This is a genomic window from Paraburkholderia largidicola, assembly GCF_013426895.1.
Lineage (GTDB): Bacteria > Pseudomonadota > Gammaproteobacteria > Burkholderiales > Burkholderiaceae > Paraburkholderia > Paraburkholderia largidicola.
On record NZ_AP023174.1, the window covers coordinates 2,169,685 to 2,188,987 of the forward strand.

The window sequence follows — 19,303 nt, forward strand, 5'->3', positions numbered from 1 at the left end:
CTATGACCGTTTGCTGGAAGTGGGAAGGAAGCGGCGGAATGCATCGAGCGCGGACTTGCCGCGCGCGCGTGGCGGCGGTGTGGGCATCGCGGCGTCGGCTGCGTCGTCCGCTTTGGTCGCTTTGGTCGCTTTGGCCACTTTTGCTGCTTTGGCCGCTTTGCGTGGTTTGCCGTCAGCGCCCTGCTCTGCGGGCGCGCCTGCGAGCCTCGTCACGAGCAAGTCGAGCGCGCGCACGTACGGATCGCGCGGCGCGGCCTCGGCGAGCAGGTGGCCCTGATTCATCGCCTGGCCCAACGCGACGCGCCGCTCGGGCAACGTCGCGATCAGTTCGAGTTCGAGTCGCTGCGCGATCTGCGCAGGCGTAAGACCCAGTTCCGGCGACGCCTTGCTGACGACGAGGCGCACCTTCTGCGCGATCTTCTCTGCTTCCATACCGTGCTCGCGCAAGCCGTCCAGTACGCCGACGGCCGACACGACGGACGGCACGCCCTGATCGCAGACGAGCCAGGTTTCGTCGGCGGCCTGCACGACGTTAGCGATGAACTCAGTGTTCGTGAAGCCGCCGAGATCGACGATCTGCTGATCGAAGAACGCGCGCAGCCGGTTCAGCAATCCCACCGACGACGCATGCGAGACTTCGCGCATATCGCCGAGATCAGCGGGCAGCGTCGTGAGCGCGAGGCCGCTCGCGTGATGCGACAGCGCGGTGTGCACGAAGGTCTGATCGAAGCGGCGCACGTTGCGCACGGCTTCGACGAAACCGAACTCGCACTTCGTGTTGAGCAACAGCGTGCCGTCGCCAGCCGGCAAGCCGAGATCGAGCAGCAGCGCCTCGCGGCCTTGCGCGGCATCGCGTCGTTGCAGCAGTACGGCGAGATTCGCGGCCAGCGTCGACACGCCCATGCCGATACGCGCGCCGACGATCGCCGTCAGCTTGCCGTGACGGCTTACGGGCTCGACGATGTTCTCGAACACCTCGCGCGTGATACGCAGCGCATCGGCGGCAGGCGCGCACAGGTCGATGAAATCGCGCACGCCCGCGCGCAACGCGGCGAGCGCGCTCTCCGGCTCGCGCACCGAGCCGAGCGCGACGATCTGCAGGCCCGGATACGCGGTGCGCGCCGCGTTCGCCGCAGCGCTCGCGGCCACGACCCGGCCGCCCGAAAAATCGACGAACACGAGCGAAGGGTTGAGCGTGCCGATGCGCTGCACGAGCGCGTTCGGATCGAGGCTCACCGCCTCGACCGCACCCGCCGACACGAGCGATCCCGCCAGCCAGCGCGCGTGCTCGTCGGCTTGCGTCGCGAGCACGAAGCAGTCGGTGACGGCGCGGTCAGTCAAAGCGTAAGTTCTCGCGTTCATGTTGCCGTTCCTGTTGCGGCGGCCCGCCCGTTGCCGTTGTCGATTCCTGCCGCGCGTTCATTTCGAGAATCCGGGCGCGGCATCGCGCGACGCGGCGCCGCCGAGCAGCGACCGCCAAACGGGCGCGTCGCGCTGCTCGGATTGCTCGCCGGGCGTCGACGGCATCGCCGCGCCTTTCGCGAGCGGCGACACCAGATGCGGCGAGACGATGATCAGCAGCTCCTTGTCGCTCTGCGAGTAGTTCAGTTGTTTGAAGAACGCACCGAGGATGGGCAGGTCGCCGAGCACGGGCACCTTGTCGACATTCGAGGCCGTCTCGCGATCGATCAGCCCGCCGATCACGAAGCTCTCGCCATCGCCGAGTTCGACGGTCGTGTCGGCGCGGCGCGTGGTGATGGCAGGCACCGAGATCCCGTTCACCGTCACGGCGTGCACGAAGTCGAGCTGACTTGCTTCGGGCGCGACTTTCAGCGCGATGCGCTGCGGGCTGAGCACGGTCGGCGTGAGCGTGAGGCCGACGCCGTACGGCTTGTATTCGATCGACGTCGTGCCGAGCCCCTGCGGCACGGGTACGGGAATCTCGCCGCCCGCGAGAAAGCTCGCGCTCTGGCCGGACAGCGCGACGAGCGTCGGCTCGGCAAGAATGCGCGCGAGGTTGTTGCTCTCCATCAGGCTCAGGTCGGCGAACAGGTTGTGCGCGACCGAGCCGAACACGAGGTTGAAGGCGGACGAGATCGGCATCGTCGAATCGAACGACGTGCCCTGGCCGGGCGTGAAGGTTGCCTTGTTCAGCGACGACGGTCCGAACGAACCGAACGCGAAGCCGTTGTAGCCCTTCGAGAAATTGAAGCCGATCTGCTTGAGCACCGCGCGGCTGAATTCGACGACGCGCACGTCGACCTGCACGACCGGCCGCGTTGTGATCGTCGAGGCGTCGAGCACCGCGCCGCCCTTGCCGCCTTTGCCGTCCGCGCCCACTGACGAGACTGCGCCCGCCGCGACGCTGGCCGCCCGCTGATGCGATTCCATCGTCGCAGCCTTGCCCCTGATCACGGCCGTGCCGCCGAGCACCTTCACATCCGGCGTGCTGCCGTCGAGCAGACCGCCTGCGGCAGCGGATGTGACGTTCACCGTATAGGTGAGCGGCGCATCGCCGTCGCGCTCCCACAGCATCACACTCGTCGTGCCCGCCGATTTGCCGACCAGCAGCACGCCGCCGCGTTTTTTCGCGCCGCCTTTGAGGATCAGCACATCGGCGACATTCGGATCGCCGACGGCGACGCGCGTCAGCGTGCGCCCCGCCGCGAGCGTCTGCTGCGCGCCGACGGCGAGGTCGATGACCGGCGCGGCAGCGGGCGCCGGCGCGATGCCCGCGCTGTCGGCTGCGCCGCTCGCGACGGGCCGCACCGCCATCGGCAGTACGCACACGATCATGGCCACGCGCCACGCAAGAATCCTTTTTCTCATGTTCCCCTGGACGCGCATTCGCGCCCTCCCTGAAGCACGCTTTTTTTCATCGACGGCTCATCGCGCCGCCCGCTTTTATCGCGCCGCGCGCGTCGTCACCACGCGACCGTTTCCGACCGGCCGCCGCGTATCACTTCGATTCCACCGCGCGTCTCATGCGCGCCTGCGACGAGGCGCGCAGGCGCACTACCCGGCGCGCCGCGCGGCACGGCCGCTGGTGCGGGCAATGACTGTCGCCCGTTGCTGCCCGACAGTTCGTCGAGCGCGACGCCTGCTGCCGCGCGCGTCGACGGCGGCGCGTCGCGCCCCGCCGCTGTCTTCAGCACGCCCGGATACGCGGGCAACGCGGCGGCATCGAGCACGTCGGTGTCGCGCGGGTTGCGCAGCGCGAGCACGAGGCGCCCCGCGCCTTCGGCGAGCGCCAATCTGTCGACGTCGGCGAGCGGCACGGCGAGCACGGCGGTGCGCGCGGGTGTGTTCGCATCGGGCGTGCCGTTGGCGGCGACGTTGCCCCACGCGAGCACGCGCACGCGCGACAGCAGCAGCCGCGCCTGCGTGCGTTCGACTTCCGATTGCCCCGCGGGACCCGCGCTCATTCCGTCGCGCTTCAATGTGAAAAACACGTCGACGAGATTGCCCGGACGCAAGCGGTTGCTGACAGCATTGGTTTCGTCGACGCGCACGGCCACCGCGCGCTCGCCCGGCTCGACGCGCTCGGCGATGCCCGACGACAGTTGCGCCTCGAGCACGGGCGCCTGCGCGCCGATCTCCGCAATAGGCACGCGGCCGGCGACCAGCGACGGATCGTTGAAGGCGCCCGACGGGTTGATGGGCAGACTCTGGATGCGCAACGCGTCGGCGGGAATCGGCTGTCCGGCGGGCAGCGCGCGCAGCGCGACGACCACCTGCCAGGCCGCCGATGCCTGCGCGACGGGCGCCGCCACCGGCGCGGGACGGCGTGCCAGCGTCAGCGCGAGCACGCCGAGCACGACAGCGAGCGCGATCAGCACCCCCGCGGCGATCCGGGTCACGTTGGGACTCAGATTCGGCATGGTTCGCCTCCTGCGCCTACCCGCGTGCTGCGGGCCAGGTCATGTGCCAATGGGAAGAACGGGCGCGGCATCGCGATCACAGCACATACCCCGGGTTGAGTTGAACCATCGACGTGCTCGTCAGTTGCGCGGGCAGCGCGACATCCAGCAGCGGCACGGGCGGCACGAGCGGATTGGTCTGGTAGTTGTAGGTGAGCGTGACGGTGACGCAGCGCATCGTGCCGTCGAACGTGCAAGGCGCCCAACTCGCGTCGCATGTCGCTTTCGCCGCGAGCCAGTTGGTCAGGTTCGTCGCGGCCGAGCACGCGGCCGCCGTGCGGTTGTCGAGCGCAGCATTCACGTTTTGCGCATGCTGATAATTGAGCGCGGCGCGCGCGCCCTCTTCGGCTGCGAGCGTCAGGCTCTGCTGTGCGACGAAGATCAGGCTGAACGTCACGATCGCGTAGAAGATCATGAAAAAGAGCGGAAACACGAGCGCGAATTCGACGGCGCTCGCGCCGCGCTGACGTCGCCGCGCGTGGCACGCGCGATCGCATTTGCGTGCTGCTTGCAGGGTTCGCGTCGGCGCGTGCACGATCACGCTCCTCCCAGTTGACGCAGCGCGAGCATGCCGAGCGCCGGGATCCCAAGACACGTCACGTACGGCGTCGCGCGGTGGCCGCGCAATTCGAACGTCGCCTCGCCGCTGCGGACGAGCGTGGCGAGCCGCGTGCGCGTCGCGAGCAGCAGCGCGAGCGCATGCAGCCCCGCGAGGATGCTCGCGGCAATCCACAGATCGAGCAGCGCATGCGGGCCGCACCATGCGCCGAGCACGGCGAACACCTTGACGTCGGCGGCGCCCATCACGTGCAGCGCGAAGAATGGCAGCAGCGCGGCAAGACCGAGCAGCGCGCCCAGCGCGGCCTGCGCCGGCGCGATGCCGAACGGCATGCGCGCCGTGAACGCGCAGGCGAAGGCCGCAATCAGCCCGGCCACGATCGACGCGTTCGCGACGCGCCGATGGCGAAGATCGCTCGCCGCCACTGTCAGTGTCCATGCAACGAACATAAGACTTCCAATCCAGGCAGTCATAGGGATTCAGCAATCTTTACCGGTCTGATAATTAGCGATGCGAATTAATTGCGACACTCCATGCAATTCGCATTAGTGAGCTATTCGTTTTGAACAGACGCAAACCGTCAACGAGCGTCGCTGGCGACGCTCGTTATTCGATGCTTTTAGATAAACCGTTTAAGCTGCTATTACGTTTTAGCAGCTGTAGCAGCCGAAGATATTTTCCCGGCGATATTATCGAACAGTGTCGACAAATTGGTTCCTACAGAACCTGCGGAGGTAGCGATTGCAATGGCGACCACACCTGCAATCAGGCCATATTCGATTGCCGTGACGCCCTTGTTGTCTCTCAGGAATTGGCTGGCGAAATGCTTCATTTTGGTGACCCTCGGACTTTCTATTCGTTGATTTGATGACGCTGGCAATGCTCTCGCAGACGGCCCATGAAGGACATTCTCTCTTATGCCCCGTACGGTTTAGATGCCTTGGCCTGAGGCCTTTTATCTGCCATGAACCTGCTGGCGTTGATGCGTTAATGCAATCTGAAATGAGTTGTGTGTTCTATAGCGCACCTCCCTTGCCAGGCGCCAATATGTTTCAGATTTATAACTTAACAATCTTTTGGAAGCAATCGCGTTACGCCACAAATTTTCAGACCGTTGCGTTTGAACCATTCAACGTTCCTGTAGATTAGCGGCAGTCTGTGCGTCTTAGCACATAGGGGATTCCATGAGTTAGATTGACTGCACCAAGCGCCCGCTTAAGCCGTTTGTTTCAAGCATCGCGTTACCCAGCGTTACCCATCCTCCCGTAACGAAACGGCGCTCCCGTAACGTTACGCCGTGATTCGCCGCATCACATTCCCATCCGCTTAGCGTTCCTCAACAGTTTCCCGCGCGCTGCCCGACTGCCCGCAAAGACGCGCCAGCGTTGGCGCAGCGTGCTCCAGCCGCATCGTCTCCCCGTTTCCTCATACGCAATGGCATAGCTGTTGCAGATATAGGCGTGCAGCACCACACACAACATGAGAGATCCGAGGACGAAATGAAAATTCAAACGACACATGCCCTGGTTCGGGCTTCGATCATTGCGGGCGCCGTGACGGCGTTGCTGTCTCTGGCAGCTTGCGGCGGATCGGGATCGTTGAGCCAGGGCACGGGGGGCGGCAGCAGCGGCACGTTATCGACGGGGGGCGCAAGCGGCCCGGATGGCAGTGCCGCGGGAACGGGAGGCAGCACCAACGCAGGCAACGGTTCCGGCGGTGGCTCGGACAACAACGGCAACGGCTCCAATCCGGCGACGAAGACGGCCAACCAGGTCGGCACGGTCTCGGCCGGTGCCGGCGGCGTCGTGACGGATGTCGGCTCGACGGTATCGGGCGTCGGCAGCGCGATCGGCTCGCAGACACTGCCGGGCGTCAGCGCCGACACGACCAAGGCGGCGGGCGGCATCGTGTCGAATCTCGGCGCTGCTGTGTCGACGCTCGGCAACGGCGTCTCGCAAGGGCTCGGGCAACTGGGTGCGACGAGCGATCCGGTGGGCACCACCGTAGCGAGCACGGGCAGCGTCGTGAGCCACGTCGGCGGCGCGGTGACGAGCGCGGGCGCGCTGGTGCAAAGCGTCGGCAGTGGACCGCTTGCGCCACTCGCCGCCGTCACGACGCCGCTTGGCGGCGTCGTCGAAACGGTAGGCGGCGCTGTGACCAACGGCGGCAACGCGCTGACCACAGCGTTGTCGACGGGGCCCGTGCAGCAGGTCACGCAGCAACTCAGCACAGCCATCACGCCGATCACGTCGATGGTCGCGGCGACCACGCAGACGGTCGGCAACACGACGGGCATCGGCGCGCCCGTCAATGGACTGCTGACGACGCTCGGCAACCAGCTCGTGAAGACAGGCGGCATCGTCGCGACGACGGGCGGCAGCAATCCCGTCTCGGCAGGTCTCGGCAATGTGGTGGGCGATGCCGGCAAAACCACTATCGCGGCCGGCGGACTGCTGACGGGCGGCTCGGGCGGCAATCCACTGGCGCCGTTGACGGGCGCGCTCGGCGGCCTGACGGGCGGTACAGCGGGCGCAGGCGGCTCGGGCGCGGGCAGCCCGTTGAGCGCCGTGACGGGCGCGCTGGGCGGCATCACGGCCAGCGTCACCGGCAACGTCGCAGTCGGGGTCACGGGCAGCTCGGGCGGCGGTAATGCAGCTTCAGGCAGCAACCCGCTGGGCGGCCTCACGAACGCCGTCACGGGCGTCGTCTCGACGGTCACGGGCGCCGTCGCCGCGCCGACGGCATCGACCGCTTCTTCGCATGCCACTTCGACGGCTTCCACCGGTTCAACCGCGCCCGGCGGTCTTTCGCTCACGTCGACCGGCGGCGGCACGAGCGGACCGGCCAATCCCCTTTCCGGGGTCACGTCGCTCGTCGGCGGCCTGCTTGGCGGCGGCGCGAAGAAGTAGCCACGGTTGAGCCGGAACGCGCCCAATCCCTCGCGCTCCGGCTCGTCCCGATTTGCAAATCGACAGCGAGCGCGCGGCAAACCCGGCGCGCGAGCGTCCCACGACGTCCCCCGACACCGAGGAGCACTCCATGCACACGCAACGTTTTTCCATTCCCGAAACCATGCGCGCCGCATTGCCCGCCTTTCCTGAAATACGCGCTCCATTTCCCGCACTCGTAATGGCGTGCCTGCTGACGGCGTGCGGCGGGCATAGCGTCACCGCGTCGTCGCCCACGCCGCCATCGAACAGCACAGGCGGCGGCGATACGACGCCGGGCGGCGGCACCACCACGACCACGGGCACGACGGGCACGGTATCGACGGTCGCCAAGACGGCCGACGATCTGGGCAGCACGATCGGCTCCGTCACGCTGCCGGGTGTATCGCCGCAGGTCACGCAAGGCCTCGGCAGCACGGTGTCGGGCGCGGGCGGCACGGTCAACGCACTCGCCGATGCGGTCAGCAACGGCCTCGGCCAGATCGGCACGACGTCCAATCCCGTCGGCACCACGGTGTCGGGTCTGGGCAATGTCGTCAGTTCGACGAGCGGCGTCGTGCATGGCGTCGCGACGACCGTCGATGGACTCGGCACAGGCAATCTCTCCGCCCTCTCGCCCGTCACGACGCCCGTGGCGGGCACGCTCGACGGCGTAGCCAACGCGCTCAACGCGGGCGGCGTGACGCTCGGCCGCACGCTGTCGTCGGCTCCCGTGCAACAGGTCACGCAACCGCTCAGCACGGCCGTCACGCCGCTCGTCATCACGCTCGGCCAGGTGACGCAAAGCGTCGGCACGACGACGGGCCTCGGGCAGCCCGTCTCGGGCGTGCTCGCGCAAGTCGGCGGCGCGCTGCAGAACGCGGGCAACACCGTTGGCGGCACGACGCAAAACCCGCTCGGTGCAGACGTGGGCTCGCTAGTCGGCGCGCTCGGCAACACGGTCACGAACACGGGCGGTCTCGTCAATCCGAACGGCCCGAACGGCTATGCACCGATTCCGGGGCTGATCGTGAGTCTCGTCGGCGGATCGACGGCCCTCGTGCGACCCGGTCCGCCGCCGTCGACGGCAGGCGGTCTGCTCAGCCCGCTGAACGGCCTGTTGTCGGGCGCCGGTCTCGGCGATAACGCCCTCGGCTCGGTATCGACGCTGCTCGGCAGCACGCCGCTCGCGGGCGCCGCAACGAGTTCGGGTTCGGGGACTCCATTGGCGTCGGTGACGGGCGTGCTCGGCGGCGCGACGGGCGGCAATGGATCGGGGAGCAACCCGCTGGCGCCCGTCACAGGCCTCGTCAGCACGCTTACGAGCACGCTGGGTTCGACCACGGGCGGCTCGACGCCGTTAGTCGGCGCTCTGCTGCCTTCGGCGAAGAAATGACGCGCGCGCGGGCGCGACGCACGCGCCCGTGTCCGAGGCGGTGAAGAAATCGCACTGAATCACCCGTATCACCGAACGACACAAATACGAGAGAAGCGCACGTGACGCCCAGCCAGGCGCGCGTACGCAAAACAACAACAGGCCTTCCGAGGACACACCGATGAAACTGGGGACCAGGCAATGGACACTCCTGCTTGCGGCCGTCGCCGCAAGCGCGGTTCAGGCACAAACCCGACCGGCTGTGAGCGGCAACCCGCTCGAGGCACTGCCCCAAATCAAGGCGCCCGAAAAAGGCCCGAACGCGACAGCGCAAATCCAGCCGCAAGCGCCGCAACTCCAGGAACTGCTCGCACGGCATCTCACGCCGACCAAGGTTCAGGTCGAAGGCGTCAAGTCGATTCCCTTCAACGACGTCGCGCGGCGCTTCACGCCGCTCGTCGGCAAGGACATCACGATCGGCGAGTTGATCGAAGTCGCGAACGGCGTCACGCGTCTTTATCAGGAACGAGGCTATGCGCTGTCGTTCGCGTTCGTGCCAGCGCAGACGTTCGAGAACGGCGTCGTGCGCGTGACGATCGTCGAAGGCTACGTCGCGAACGTGAAAGTGACGGGCAAACCCGGCAAGACCGAGGACAAGATTCGCGCGATCGCCGCGCTCATCACGGCGGACCGGCCGCTGCGCCGCGCGACCTTCGAGCGCTACATCAACACGATGGGTCTCCTGCCCGGCGTGAAAGTCGCGGCGAACGTGCCGCCGCCGCAGACCACTGACGGCGCGACCACGCTGGAACTCAACGTCGATCGCAAGCCGTTCGATATCAGCACGGGCATCGACTTCAATCACCCCGGCGTGCAAGGGCTGCTGACGGCGACCGAGAACGGGCTCACGTCGCTCGGCGAGCAGTTGAGCGTCTCGGCACTGCTGCCGAAGGGGCGCGACAACGTCACGTATCTTGCGGCGCATGGCGCGCTGCCCATCGGCAGCGAAGGCATGACCGCGAAGATCGATGCGTCGCACTATCGCGGCAATCCGAAGGACAATCCCGGCTTGCCGTCGTATGTCGAGCGGACAGTGATCAACGACAGGATCGGCGGCTCGCTGTCGTATCCGTTTATCCTGAGCAACGCGCGCAGTCTGACGGGAACGGTCACGGCCTACGCATCGCACGATGAAGACCGCTTCAACAATACGATCACGGGCGCGTCGATCGGGCTGCGCTCGCAGGTGCGCGTACTGCAGTTGCAGGCCGACTACGCGGACGTGAAAACGGGCCAGGCGCGCAAGGCCAGCCTCAACGTCGCAAAAGCGTTCGACATACTCGGCGCAGGCAAGGCCGGCGACTCGAACATCCCAGGCACGACGACCGTCAATCCCGCTTCGATCACCTTCGTGCGCACAGGCGCGAGTTTTTCGCAAACCAACGAGTGGCCGCTCGGCATCGGCACGACGGTCGCCGCGACGGGTCAATACAGCCCCGACACGCTGCCGACCTCGGAGCAGATCTCGTTCGGCGCGCAACGCTTCGCGCAAGGCTATCAACCGGGCGAGACATCGGGCGATTCGGGCTGGGGCGCGTCGTTCGAAATCAATCGCGCGATCGCGCTCGGCTTCACGTATCTGCGCACGCTCACGCCGTATGTGTCGTTCGACATGGCGCGCGTCTATCTGCATGCGGGCACGCCGCAGCCGAACAGGCTTGCTTCCGTGGCGATCGGCTTTCGGATTTCCGACGCAAAGTATTACAGCCTCGATCTGTCGGTTGCGAAGGCGGTCGGCGATGCGCCCGTCGAGAACGCGTCGCGCAGTCCACGCATCAATGCGACGTTTTCGTATCAGTTGAACTGACACCTGCGTCGTTGCAAGAACATGCGCCAATTAGAGCATTCACTATCAAACGACGCGGAGACTTTCACGTATTCTGCCCTCTCCCATGCATCGAAACACAGGCATGGCGCCGCCTCGCATCAGCACTCACACGGCGCCGCGCGACATCCATCGCGACGATTTTCAACAAGGAGGACGACAATGACTTCACTCACCCAGCGCGCGCGCTTTGCGCTCGGCACTACGTTGAAACAGGCGGTCGTAGCCGGCGCGCTGCTCGCGGGCGCCGTCACGGCATTTGCGCAGGCCGACACGCCGGTCGGCACATGGCAGACCATCGACGATCACACGGGCCAGCCCAAGGCGCTCGTGCAGATCACGCAGGACGCGAACGGCAGACTGAGCGGCAAGGTCATCAAGGGGCTTGGTGCGAATGACCAGCCGGATCGCCGCTGCACCGCCTGCACGGACGCGCGCAAGGATCAGCCGATTCTCGGCATGACGATCATCGACGATATGAAGAAGGACGGCGAAGGCTGGGACGGCGGGCGGATTCTCGACCCGGAAAACGGCAAGCTCTACAAATGCAAGATGCACGTCGAAGACGGCGGGCAGAAGCTGGTGGTGCGCGGCTATATCGGCGTATCGCTGTTGGGGCGTTCGCAGACGTGGGTTCGACAGAACTGAGGCTGTCGCGCGGTGTTCGCTTTTCGATGAGAGCGGCACAGCAGGCACGTAAAAAAGCCGGTCTGGCGATTAGTCTCGCCAGACCGGCTTTTTGTTGTCGCGTGCGCTCAATTCGTTCGATCCGTCATGCCGCGTTCTTGAAAGGGCTGGTGTAGTCGAACATCAGCGGTGCCGCGGGCACGCCAGACGGCGGCGTGAACAGCGGCGTGGCGGGCACGCACGGTTGCGCGGCATCGTTCGCGGCTGCGGCCACGTTCGGCGCATGGGTGCGCATGCGGGATTCCATCGTGTTGCACAGTTCGCTGCCTGCGTCGCCGAACAGCTGGTCCATCACACGTTGCAGTACGCCAGCCTGATGCCACGCCTTGAAACGGCGGTGACAGGTTTGATACGAAGGGTATTTGCGCGGCATGGCGGACCAGGTAGCGCCGCTGTAGATCACCCAGAGCACGCCGTTGAGCACGGAGCGGGTGTTGGCAAGCGGCCGGCCGCGCAGTTCGGAACGCGGACGCAGTTCCGGCAGCAGCGGCGCGATGCGCTGCCATTCTTCATCACTAATATCGCGATAGGGGGTCATGGGTTCTCCATTCGTCAAGAGTATTTCGACGATATAGAGTCGCCCCACTAGCGAATATCAGAGCAATCCGAATCTTGAAAATGCATCGCCAGCCGCTGCCGTATGGTTCAGCGCGTATCGCGCTATCCCAAACGGTGCGGCCACAGGCTGGAATTTGATCAGGTGAGCGATGTATCGACGATCCGTCGCGGCGCATCCAGGTATTCCTGCGACTGCATCTCGACGATACGCGAAACGGTCCGCGTGAACTCGTTGGCCATCGGCCCTTCCGTGTAGAGTTCTTCGGGCGGCACGGCGGCCGACATCAGCAGTTTGACCTTGTGATCGTAGAAAACGTCGATCAGCCACGTGAAGCGACGTGCTTCGGACTGCATACGAGGCGTCATCTGCGGAATGCCGGACAGAATCACCGCGTGGAAGCGGCTCGCCAGTTCGAGGTAGTCGTTCTGCGAGCGCGGGCCGCCGCACAGCGTCGCGAAGTCGAACCAGACCACGCCGTCCGCGCGGCGCAGCGCCTTCAGTTCGCGCTTCTCGATGCGCAGCAGCGGGCTTTCGTCGGGCACGGCGGCGAGCTTGCCGAACGCGTCGCGCAACGCCTTGTCGGAGGCGGCGCCGAGCGGCGTGTGATACACCTCCACCTGCGACAGCGTGCGCCGCCGGTAGTCGATGCCCGCATCGACGTTGATCACATCGAGCTTGCTCTTGATCAGTTCGATGGCAGGCAGCAGACGGTCGCGATGCAGGCCGTCGGGATAGAGCAGATCGGGATCGTAGTTGGACGTCATCACGAACTGCACGCCGTTCGTGAACAGCCGATCCAGCAGCCGGTACAGGATCATCGCGTCCGCGATGTCGGACACGTGGAATTCGTCGAAGCAGATCAGCCGATAACGCTTCGCAATGCGCCGCGCGAGTTCGTCGAGCGGATCGGCCTGCCCTTTCAGTTCTTCGAGTTCGCGATGCACTTCCCGCATGAACTCGTGAAAATGCAGACGCGTCTTACGCACGAGCGGCACGACCGCGTAAAAGCTGTCCATCAGGAAGCTCTTTCCGCGCCCTACGCCGCCCCACATATAGACACCCTTGGGCAGATCAGGGTGCATGATCAGCTTCATAAAGGCGTTCGGACGACGTGCCTTATACGCAGCCCACTCTTCATAGCACTGTTGCAGACGATCGACGGCCGCGCGTTGGGCCGGATCAGACTCGTATCCCCGGGTCTGCAGTTCCTGTTCGTAGTATTCGGTGACGTTCATTGTGTGAGACAGCAATGAAGAAGGCGGGAGGGATTCAACCCACCCGCCTTCGTCGTGTTTCGCTCTCAGCCCGTGTTTCGCATAGTTCAGAACCGGGCAGATGCGTCTTACATGTTCAGCGCGCGCTTGTCGACGGCGAGCGCCGCTTCACGCATCACTTCGGACAGCGACGGGTGCGGATGGCAGATACGGCCGATGTCTTCCGACGCAGCCTTGAACTCCATCGCGACAACCGCTTCGGCGATCAGATCCGACGCATTCGCCGAGATGATGTGCACGCCGAGCAGTTCGTCCGTCTTCGCGTCGGCGATCATCTTGACGAAACCATCCGCCTTGTTGATGCCGAGCGCGCGGCCGTTCGCCATGAACGGGAACTGGCCCGTCTTGACTTCGCGGCCTTCAGCCTTGAGCTGCTGTTCCGTCTTGCCGACCCATGCGATTTCCGGTTCCGTGTAGATGACCCACGGCACGCAGTTGTAGTCGATGTGCGGCTTCTGACCGTCGATGATTTCGGCAACCAGCACGCCTTCGTCTTCCGCCTTGTGCGCGAGCATCGGGCCGCGCACCACGTCGCCGATTGCGTACACGTTCGAGACCGACGTCGCGCAGTGATCGTCGACGTCGATGAAGCCGCGTTCGTTCGCCTTCAGGCCGATCGCTTCGAGGCCGAGGTTGTCGGTGTTCGGCACGCGGCCGATCGACACGATCAGGCGGTCCGCGTCGAGCGTCTTCGCGTTGCCGTCCTTGTCCGTGTACGAGATCGACACGCTGTTGTCGCTGGCCTTCACTTCGCCGACCTTCACGCCGACGTGAATGTCGAGACCCTGCTTCTTGAACTGCTTCGCGGCTTCCTTCGCGAGCGCCTGGTCGGCGGCGCCGAGGAACTCGGGCAGCGCTTCCAGCACGGTCACTTCGGCGCCCAGACGGCGCCACACCGAGCCCAGTTCGAGGCCGATCACACCCGCGCCGATCACGGCGAGCTTCTTCGGCACTTCGGTGAACGACAGCGCGCCTTCGTTATCCGCGACGATCTTGTTGTCGACGGGAACGTTCGGCAGGTGACGCGCCTTCGAGCCCGTCGCGATGATCACGTTCTTCGCCGTGACCACTTCCGTTTCGCCTTCGCCCGACACTTCGATCTGCACGCCGGCGTCCGTCTTGCCCGTGAACTTGCCATGGCCCTTGAGCCACGTGATCTTGTTCTTGCGGAACAGGAACTCGATGCCCTTCGTCATCTTTTCGACGATGCCTTCCTTGCGGGCCAGCATCTTCGCGATATCGACCTTCACGTTCTCCACGCTGATGCCGTGGTCCGCGAGGTGATGCGACGCGTTTTCGAACTCTTCCGACGACGCGAGCAGCGCCTTCGACGGAATGCAGCCGACGTTCAGGCACGTGCCGCCCAGCTTCAGCGCGCCGGCCGGGTTCTTCCACTTTTCGATACAGGCAACCGTTTTGCCGAGCTGCGCAGCGCGAATGGCCGCGATGTAGCCGCCGGGACCGGCACCGATCACGACGACGTCAAATTCTTTGGACATGACTATCCTTTTTGGCTAACCGACGCGGCCGCGCTTCGCGGCGCGCGTGGCTTCAGATACTGCGGAAATGCGAGAGACACTCGATGCAGATATGGCGACGGCGGCGCGCGGTTTCAAGCCGCGCAGCCGCCGCGCATCCTGCATTACAGGTCGAGCAGCAGACGGGCCGGATCTTCCAGCGCGTCCTTCATCGCGACCAGCGACAGCACGGCTTCGCGGCCGTCGATGATACGGTGGTCGTACGACAGCGCCAGATAGTTCATCGGGCGGATCACGATCTGGCCGTTTTCGACAACTGCGCGTTCCTTCGTCGCGTGCACGCCGAGGATCGCCGATTGCGGCGGGTTGATGATGGGGGTCGACAGCATCGAGCCGAACACACCGCCGTTCGAGATCGAGAACGTACCGCCCGTCATTTCTTCGATCGACAGTTTGCCGTCCTTCGCCTTCTGGCCGAATTCGGCGATCTTCTTCTCGATGTCCGCGAGGCTCATCTGGTCCGCGTTGCGCAGGATCGGCACCACCAGACCACGCGGCGAGCCGACAGCGATACCGATGTCGAAGTAGCCGTGATAGACGATGTCGTTACCGTCGATCGACGCGTTCACCAGCGGGAACTTCTTCAGCGCATGCACAGCCGCCTTCACGAAGAACGACATGAAGCCGAGCTTCACGCCATGTTCCTTCTCGAACTTGTCCTTGTACTTGTTGCGCAGGTCCATCACGGGCGCCATGTTCACTTCGTTGAACGTCGTGAGGATGGCGTTGGTTTGCTGCGACTCGAGCAGACGCTCGGCGATACGCGCACGCAGACGCGACATCGGCACGCGTTGTTCCGGACGATCCTTCAGCCACTGGTCGGCCGATGCCGGCGCGCCCACTTGCGGCAGGGCCGGCTTGGCAGCGCGTGCGGGTGCTGCTGCCGGTGCCGGCGCAGCCTTGGCAGCCGGCGCGCCTGCGGCGACGGCATCCTGCTTCGTGATGCGGCCATCTCGGCCCGTGCCGGCGACGTCGCCTGCAGCAACGCCCTTCTCGGCCAGAATCTTCGTTGCAGCCGGCGATGCCGTGGTGCTTGCGCCTGCCACAGCCGCAGCTTGCGCGGGAGCAGCCGCTGCCGCGGGCTCAGCTTGCGGAGCCGGCTTGACTTCGGCTTCGACAGCCGCTTCGCCCGCCTTGCCTTCCGTGTCGATCTTCGCGATCACTTCGTCGGCGACCACGATATCGCCGTCGTTCTTGATGACCTGCGCGAGCACGCCTGCCGACGGAGCCGGCACTTCGAGCACGACCTTGTCGGTTTCGATTTCGATCAGGATTTCGTCCTGGGCGACCGCTTCGCCCGGCTTCTTCTTCCACTGCAGCATCGTGGCTTCCGAGACCGACTCGGACAGCTGGGGGACCTTGACTTCAACAATAGCCATTTGATTTCTCTGAATACGTATCGGATGACAACGAACCTTGTGCGAGCCGCGTCCGATATTTGCGCGTAGAGACGCGCTTACATGGGATGTTCAGACGCGGGGCGGGAAAGCGCTCAGCGCTTTCCCGGTTCGCTCTCTGTGGTTATTTAACGATGGACGCGCCTTTCAGACGGCCAAACGCGCCTTCGATCAGCGCCTTCTGCTGCTCGTAGTGCTTCGCGTAGTAGCCGACAGCGGGCGAAGCCGAAGCCGGACGGCCGCTGTATGCCAGCTTCTGTCCTTCCTTCATGCCTTCGCGCAGGTGATGTTCGATGTAGAACCACGGGCCCTGATTCTGCGGCTCGTCCTGCACCCACACCACTTCGGTTGCGTTGTCGTACTTCTTCAGTTCGGATTCGAACTGCTTGTGCGCGAACGGATAGAGCTGTTCGATACGCACGATCGCGACGTCTTGCGCCTTCGCTTCGCGGCGATGCGCGACGAGGTCGTAGTACACGCGGCCCGAGCAGACCAGCACGCGCTTGACCTTCTTGGCGTCGATCGCGTCGTCCGTTTCGCCGAGAACCGGCTGGAACGAGCCCTTCGCGAGTTCCGACAGATCCGATACAGCTTCCTTGTGACGCAGCAGCGACTTCGGCGTGAAGACGACGAGCGGCTTGCGGAACAGGCGGATCATCTGGCGGCGCAGCAGGTGGAAAACCTGTGCGGGCGTGGTCGGTTGAACGACCTGCATGTTGTGATCTGCACACAGTTGCAGGAAGCGTTCGATACGCGCCGACGAGTGCTCCGGACCCTGGCCTTCATAGCCATGCGGCAGCAGCATCGTCAGGCCCGACACGCGGCCCCACTTCACTTCGCCCGACGAGATGAACTGGTCGATCACGACCTGCGCACCGTTGACGAAGTCGCCGAACTGCGCTTCCCACGCGACGAACGTGTTCGGCTCAGCCGTCGAGTAGCCGTATTCGAAGCCGAGCACGGCTTCTTCGGACAGCACCGAGTCGATCACCGTGAACTTCGCCTGACCTTCGGCGATGTTCTGCAGCGGCACGTACGTGCCGTCGTTCCAGCGTTCGCGGTTCTGGTCGTGTAGCACGGCATGGCGGTGCGTGAACGTGCCACGGCCCGAGTCCTGACCGGTCAGGCGCACGGCATAGCCCGATGCGACCAGCGACGCGAATGCCAGATGCTCGCCCATGCCCCAGTCGAGTTGCGCTTCGCCACGGCCCATTGCACGGCGGTCGTTGATCACGCGCTCGACGAGCGGGTGAACCTTGAAGCCTTCGGGGATCGTCGTGATGCGTTCGGCCAGACGCTTGAGTTCGGCGAGCGGCACGGCTGTGTCGGCTGCGTCCGTCCACTTGCGGTTCAGGAACGGAACCCAGTCGACTGCGTACTTGCTCTTGTAGTTCGACAGGACCGGGTCGACCGTGTGGTGACCTTCGTCCATCGCCTTGCGGAATGCCTTGATGAATTCATCGCCTTGATCGGCGGTGATGACGCCTTGCTGCACCAGCTTTTCCGCGTACAGCGCGCGCGTGCCGGGGTGCTTGGCGATCGTCTTGTACATCAGCGGCTGCGTGACGGCGGGCGTGTCCTGCTCGTTGTGACCCAGCTTGCGGAAGCAGATGATGTCGATCACGACATCCTTGTGGAACTGCATCCGGAAGTCGATGGCCAGTTGCGTAGCCAGCACGACGGCTTCGGGATCGTCGCCGTTCACGTGCAGCACGGGCGCTTCGATCATCTTGACGACGTCCGAGCAATACAGCGTCGAGCGTGCGTCGCGCGGGTCGGACGTGGTGAAGCCGATCTGGTTGTTGATGACGATGTGCAGCGTGCCGTGCGTGCCGTAACCGCGCGTTTGCGCGAGGTTCAGCGTCTCCATCACGACGCCCTGGCCTGCGAAGGCCGCGTCGCCGTGGATCTGCACGGGCAGCACTTGCAGGCCGTTCTCGTCGCCGCGACGGTCCATACGGGCCTTCGCCGAACCTTCGACCACCGGGTTGACGATTTCGAGGTGCGACGGGTTGAACGCGAGCGACAGGTGAACCGGGCCGCCTTCCGTTGCGACATCCGACGAGAAGCCCTTGTGGTACTTCACATCGCCGGCGGGCAGGTCGTCGACGTGCTTGCCTTCGAATTCGGCGAACAGGTCGGCAGGCATCTTGCCCAGCGTGTTGACCAGCACGTTCAGACGGCCGCGGTGGGCCATGCCGATGACGATTTCCTGCACGCCGCTCTTGCCTGCGTGGTGCACGACTTCGTCCATCGATGCGATGAAGCTTTCGCCGCCTTCCAGCGAGAAGCGCTTCTGACCGACGTACTTGGTGTGCAGGAAGCGCTCGAGGCCTTCGGCTGCCGTCAGACGGTTCAGGATGTGCTTCTTCTTGTCAGCCGTGAAATTCGGCGTGGAGCGGATCGATTCGAGACGTTCCTTCCACCAGCGCTTCTGTTCTGGATCGCTCAGGTACATGTACTCGGCGCCGATCGTGCCGCAGTACGTGTCGCGCAACGCCTTGACGATGTCCCGCAGCGAAGCCTGCTCGAAACCGAAGTACAGGTTGTTCGTGTTGAACGTCTGGTCCATGTCGGCTTCGGTGAAGTCGTAGAACGCAGGTTCAAGCTCGGGAATGTTCGGACGTTCGCGGCGCTTCAGCGGATCGAGGTTGGCCCACTGCGAGCCGAGGAAGCGATAGGCGCCGATGAGGGACTGCACATAGACCTGCTTGCGCGCGGTGGTGAGATCCTCACCACCCGTGCGCGGCAGGAAGGCATTCGCCTTTGCGCGCTGAGCAAATGATTCGACGATCGGGCCATGAGCCACGTCGTTGGCACTGGTGCCATCCGATGCAGGAACGTTCTGCAGAGCGTCGAAATAGTTGCGCCAGGTCTCGGGCACTGACGCGGGATTGTCGAGATATGCTTCGTACAACTCTTCTACGTACGGAGCATTGCCGCCGAACAGATACGAGTTCGACTGGAATTGCTTCATCATTTTACGCTCACCTTTCTTCGAGCTTCTCGAGAAATAGCGGGTTACTGAACCTTCCGCGACACGGCCTGACCGTTTAGCGGATTGCGCGAATCAAGTCTTGCTTGGAAGGACCTAAAACTTGCACTCGCGGGAGCATATCACATAACCCATAGTTGACATAGGACAGGTCCCAACTGGAAAGCCCGTGGTACGGGGCTTTGCG

The 19,303-nt window shown here is 64.5% G+C and carries 15 protein-coding genes; 4 read left to right on the forward strand and 11 right to left on the reverse strand.

Annotated elements, in window-relative coordinates; translation table 11 throughout:
• From PPGU16_RS09805 to PPGU16_RS09830, 6 genes are all read right to left on the reverse strand, one after another.
• Positions 1-1,362, reverse strand: coding sequence for a fimbrial protein (locus PPGU16_RS09805; protein WP_180719821.1), 1,362 nt, complete (start codon positions 1,360-1,362; stop codon positions 1-3).
• A gap of 57 nt (positions 1,363-1,419) precedes the next feature.
• Entirely contained in the window at positions 1,420-2,829 is a 1,410-nt protein-coding gene (locus PPGU16_RS09810) for a type II and III secretion system protein family protein (RefSeq protein WP_180719822.1), read from the reverse strand.
• Positions 2,830-2,924: 95 nt separating this feature from the next.
• Positions 2,925-3,872, reverse strand: coding sequence for a Flp pilus assembly protein CpaB (cpaB, locus tag PPGU16_RS09815; protein ID WP_180722590.1), 948 nt, complete (start codon positions 3,870-3,872; stop codon positions 2,925-2,927).
• An 85-nt stretch (positions 3,873-3,957) separates the two neighbouring features.
• Positions 3,958-4,434: a TadE/TadG family type IV pilus assembly protein gene (locus PPGU16_RS09820; RefSeq protein ID WP_238271239.1), complete on the reverse strand. Its 477-nt coding sequence runs from the start codon at positions 4,432-4,434 to the stop codon at positions 3,958-3,960.
• Between the two features lie 23 nt (positions 4,435-4,457).
• Positions 4,458-4,952, reverse strand: coding sequence for a prepilin peptidase (locus PPGU16_RS09825; RefSeq protein WP_180719823.1), 495 nt, complete (start codon positions 4,950-4,952; stop codon positions 4,458-4,460).
• A gap of 170 nt (positions 4,953-5,122) precedes the next feature.
• Positions 5,123-5,311, reverse strand: coding sequence for a Flp family type IVb pilin (locus tag PPGU16_RS09830; RefSeq protein ID WP_180719824.1), 189 nt, complete (start codon positions 5,309-5,311; stop codon positions 5,123-5,125).
• A 667-nt stretch (positions 5,312-5,978) separates the two neighbouring features.
• On the opposite strand from PPGU16_RS09830, the gene PPGU16_RS09835 reads away from it, so the two are divergent.
• From PPGU16_RS09835 to PPGU16_RS09850, 4 genes are all read left to right on the forward strand, one after another.
• Positions 5,979-7,388 (forward strand): collagen-like triple helix repeat-containing protein, encoded by a 1,410-nt coding sequence (locus tag PPGU16_RS09835; protein ID WP_180719825.1) that lies wholly within the window; start codon positions 5,979-5,981, stop codon positions 7,386-7,388.
• A gap of 130 nt (positions 7,389-7,518) precedes the next feature.
• Complete coding sequence (locus tag PPGU16_RS09840) at positions 7,519-8,802, forward strand: collagen-like triple helix repeat-containing protein (RefSeq protein WP_434064393.1); 1,284 nt, start codon at positions 7,519-7,521, stop codon at positions 8,800-8,802.
• A gap of 160 nt (positions 8,803-8,962) precedes the next feature.
• Positions 8,963-10,648, forward strand: a complete 1,686-nt coding sequence (locus PPGU16_RS09845) for a ShlB/FhaC/HecB family hemolysin secretion/activation protein (protein ID WP_180719826.1) — start codon at positions 8,963-8,965, stop codon at positions 10,646-10,648.
• Between the two features lie 180 nt (positions 10,649-10,828).
• The gene (locus tag PPGU16_RS09850) at positions 10,829-11,314 is read left to right on the forward strand and encodes a DUF2147 domain-containing protein (RefSeq protein WP_180719827.1); all 486 of its coding nucleotides are present in this window, start codon (positions 10,829-10,831) and stop codon (positions 11,312-11,314) included.
• A 124-nt stretch (positions 11,315-11,438) separates the two neighbouring features.
• On the opposite strand, the gene PPGU16_RS09855 is transcribed toward PPGU16_RS09850, so the two are convergent.
• The 5 genes from PPGU16_RS09855 to PPGU16_RS09875 all read right to left on the reverse strand — a co-directional run bounded on the left by PPGU16_RS09855 (position 11,439) and on the right by PPGU16_RS09875 (position 19,101).
• A complete protein-coding gene (locus tag PPGU16_RS09855) occupies positions 11,439-11,891 on the reverse strand; it encodes a transposase (RefSeq protein ID WP_180719828.1) in 453 nt (150 codons plus the stop codon).
• Between the two features lie 158 nt (positions 11,892-12,049).
• Positions 12,050-13,147, reverse strand: a complete 1,098-nt coding sequence (gene zapE, locus PPGU16_RS09860) for a cell division protein ZapE (protein ID WP_180719829.1) — start codon at positions 13,145-13,147, stop codon at positions 12,050-12,052.
• 107 nt (positions 13,148-13,254) lie between these two features.
• The gene (gene lpdA, locus PPGU16_RS09865; protein WP_180719830.1) at positions 13,255-14,685 is read right to left on the reverse strand and encodes a dihydrolipoyl dehydrogenase; all 1,431 of its coding nucleotides are present in this window, start codon (positions 14,683-14,685) and stop codon (positions 13,255-13,257) included.
• 143 nt (positions 14,686-14,828) lie between these two features.
• Entirely contained in the window at positions 14,829-16,103 is a 1,275-nt protein-coding gene (gene odhB / locus PPGU16_RS09870; RefSeq protein ID WP_007587415.1) for a 2-oxoglutarate dehydrogenase complex dihydrolipoyllysine-residue succinyltransferase, read from the reverse strand.
• Between the two features lie 142 nt (positions 16,104-16,245).
• The gene (locus PPGU16_RS09875) at positions 16,246-19,101 is read right to left on the reverse strand and encodes a 2-oxoglutarate dehydrogenase E1 component (protein WP_180719831.1); all 2,856 of its coding nucleotides are present in this window, start codon (positions 19,099-19,101) and stop codon (positions 16,246-16,248) included.
• Between the last annotated feature and the right edge of the window lie 202 nt (positions 19,102-19,303).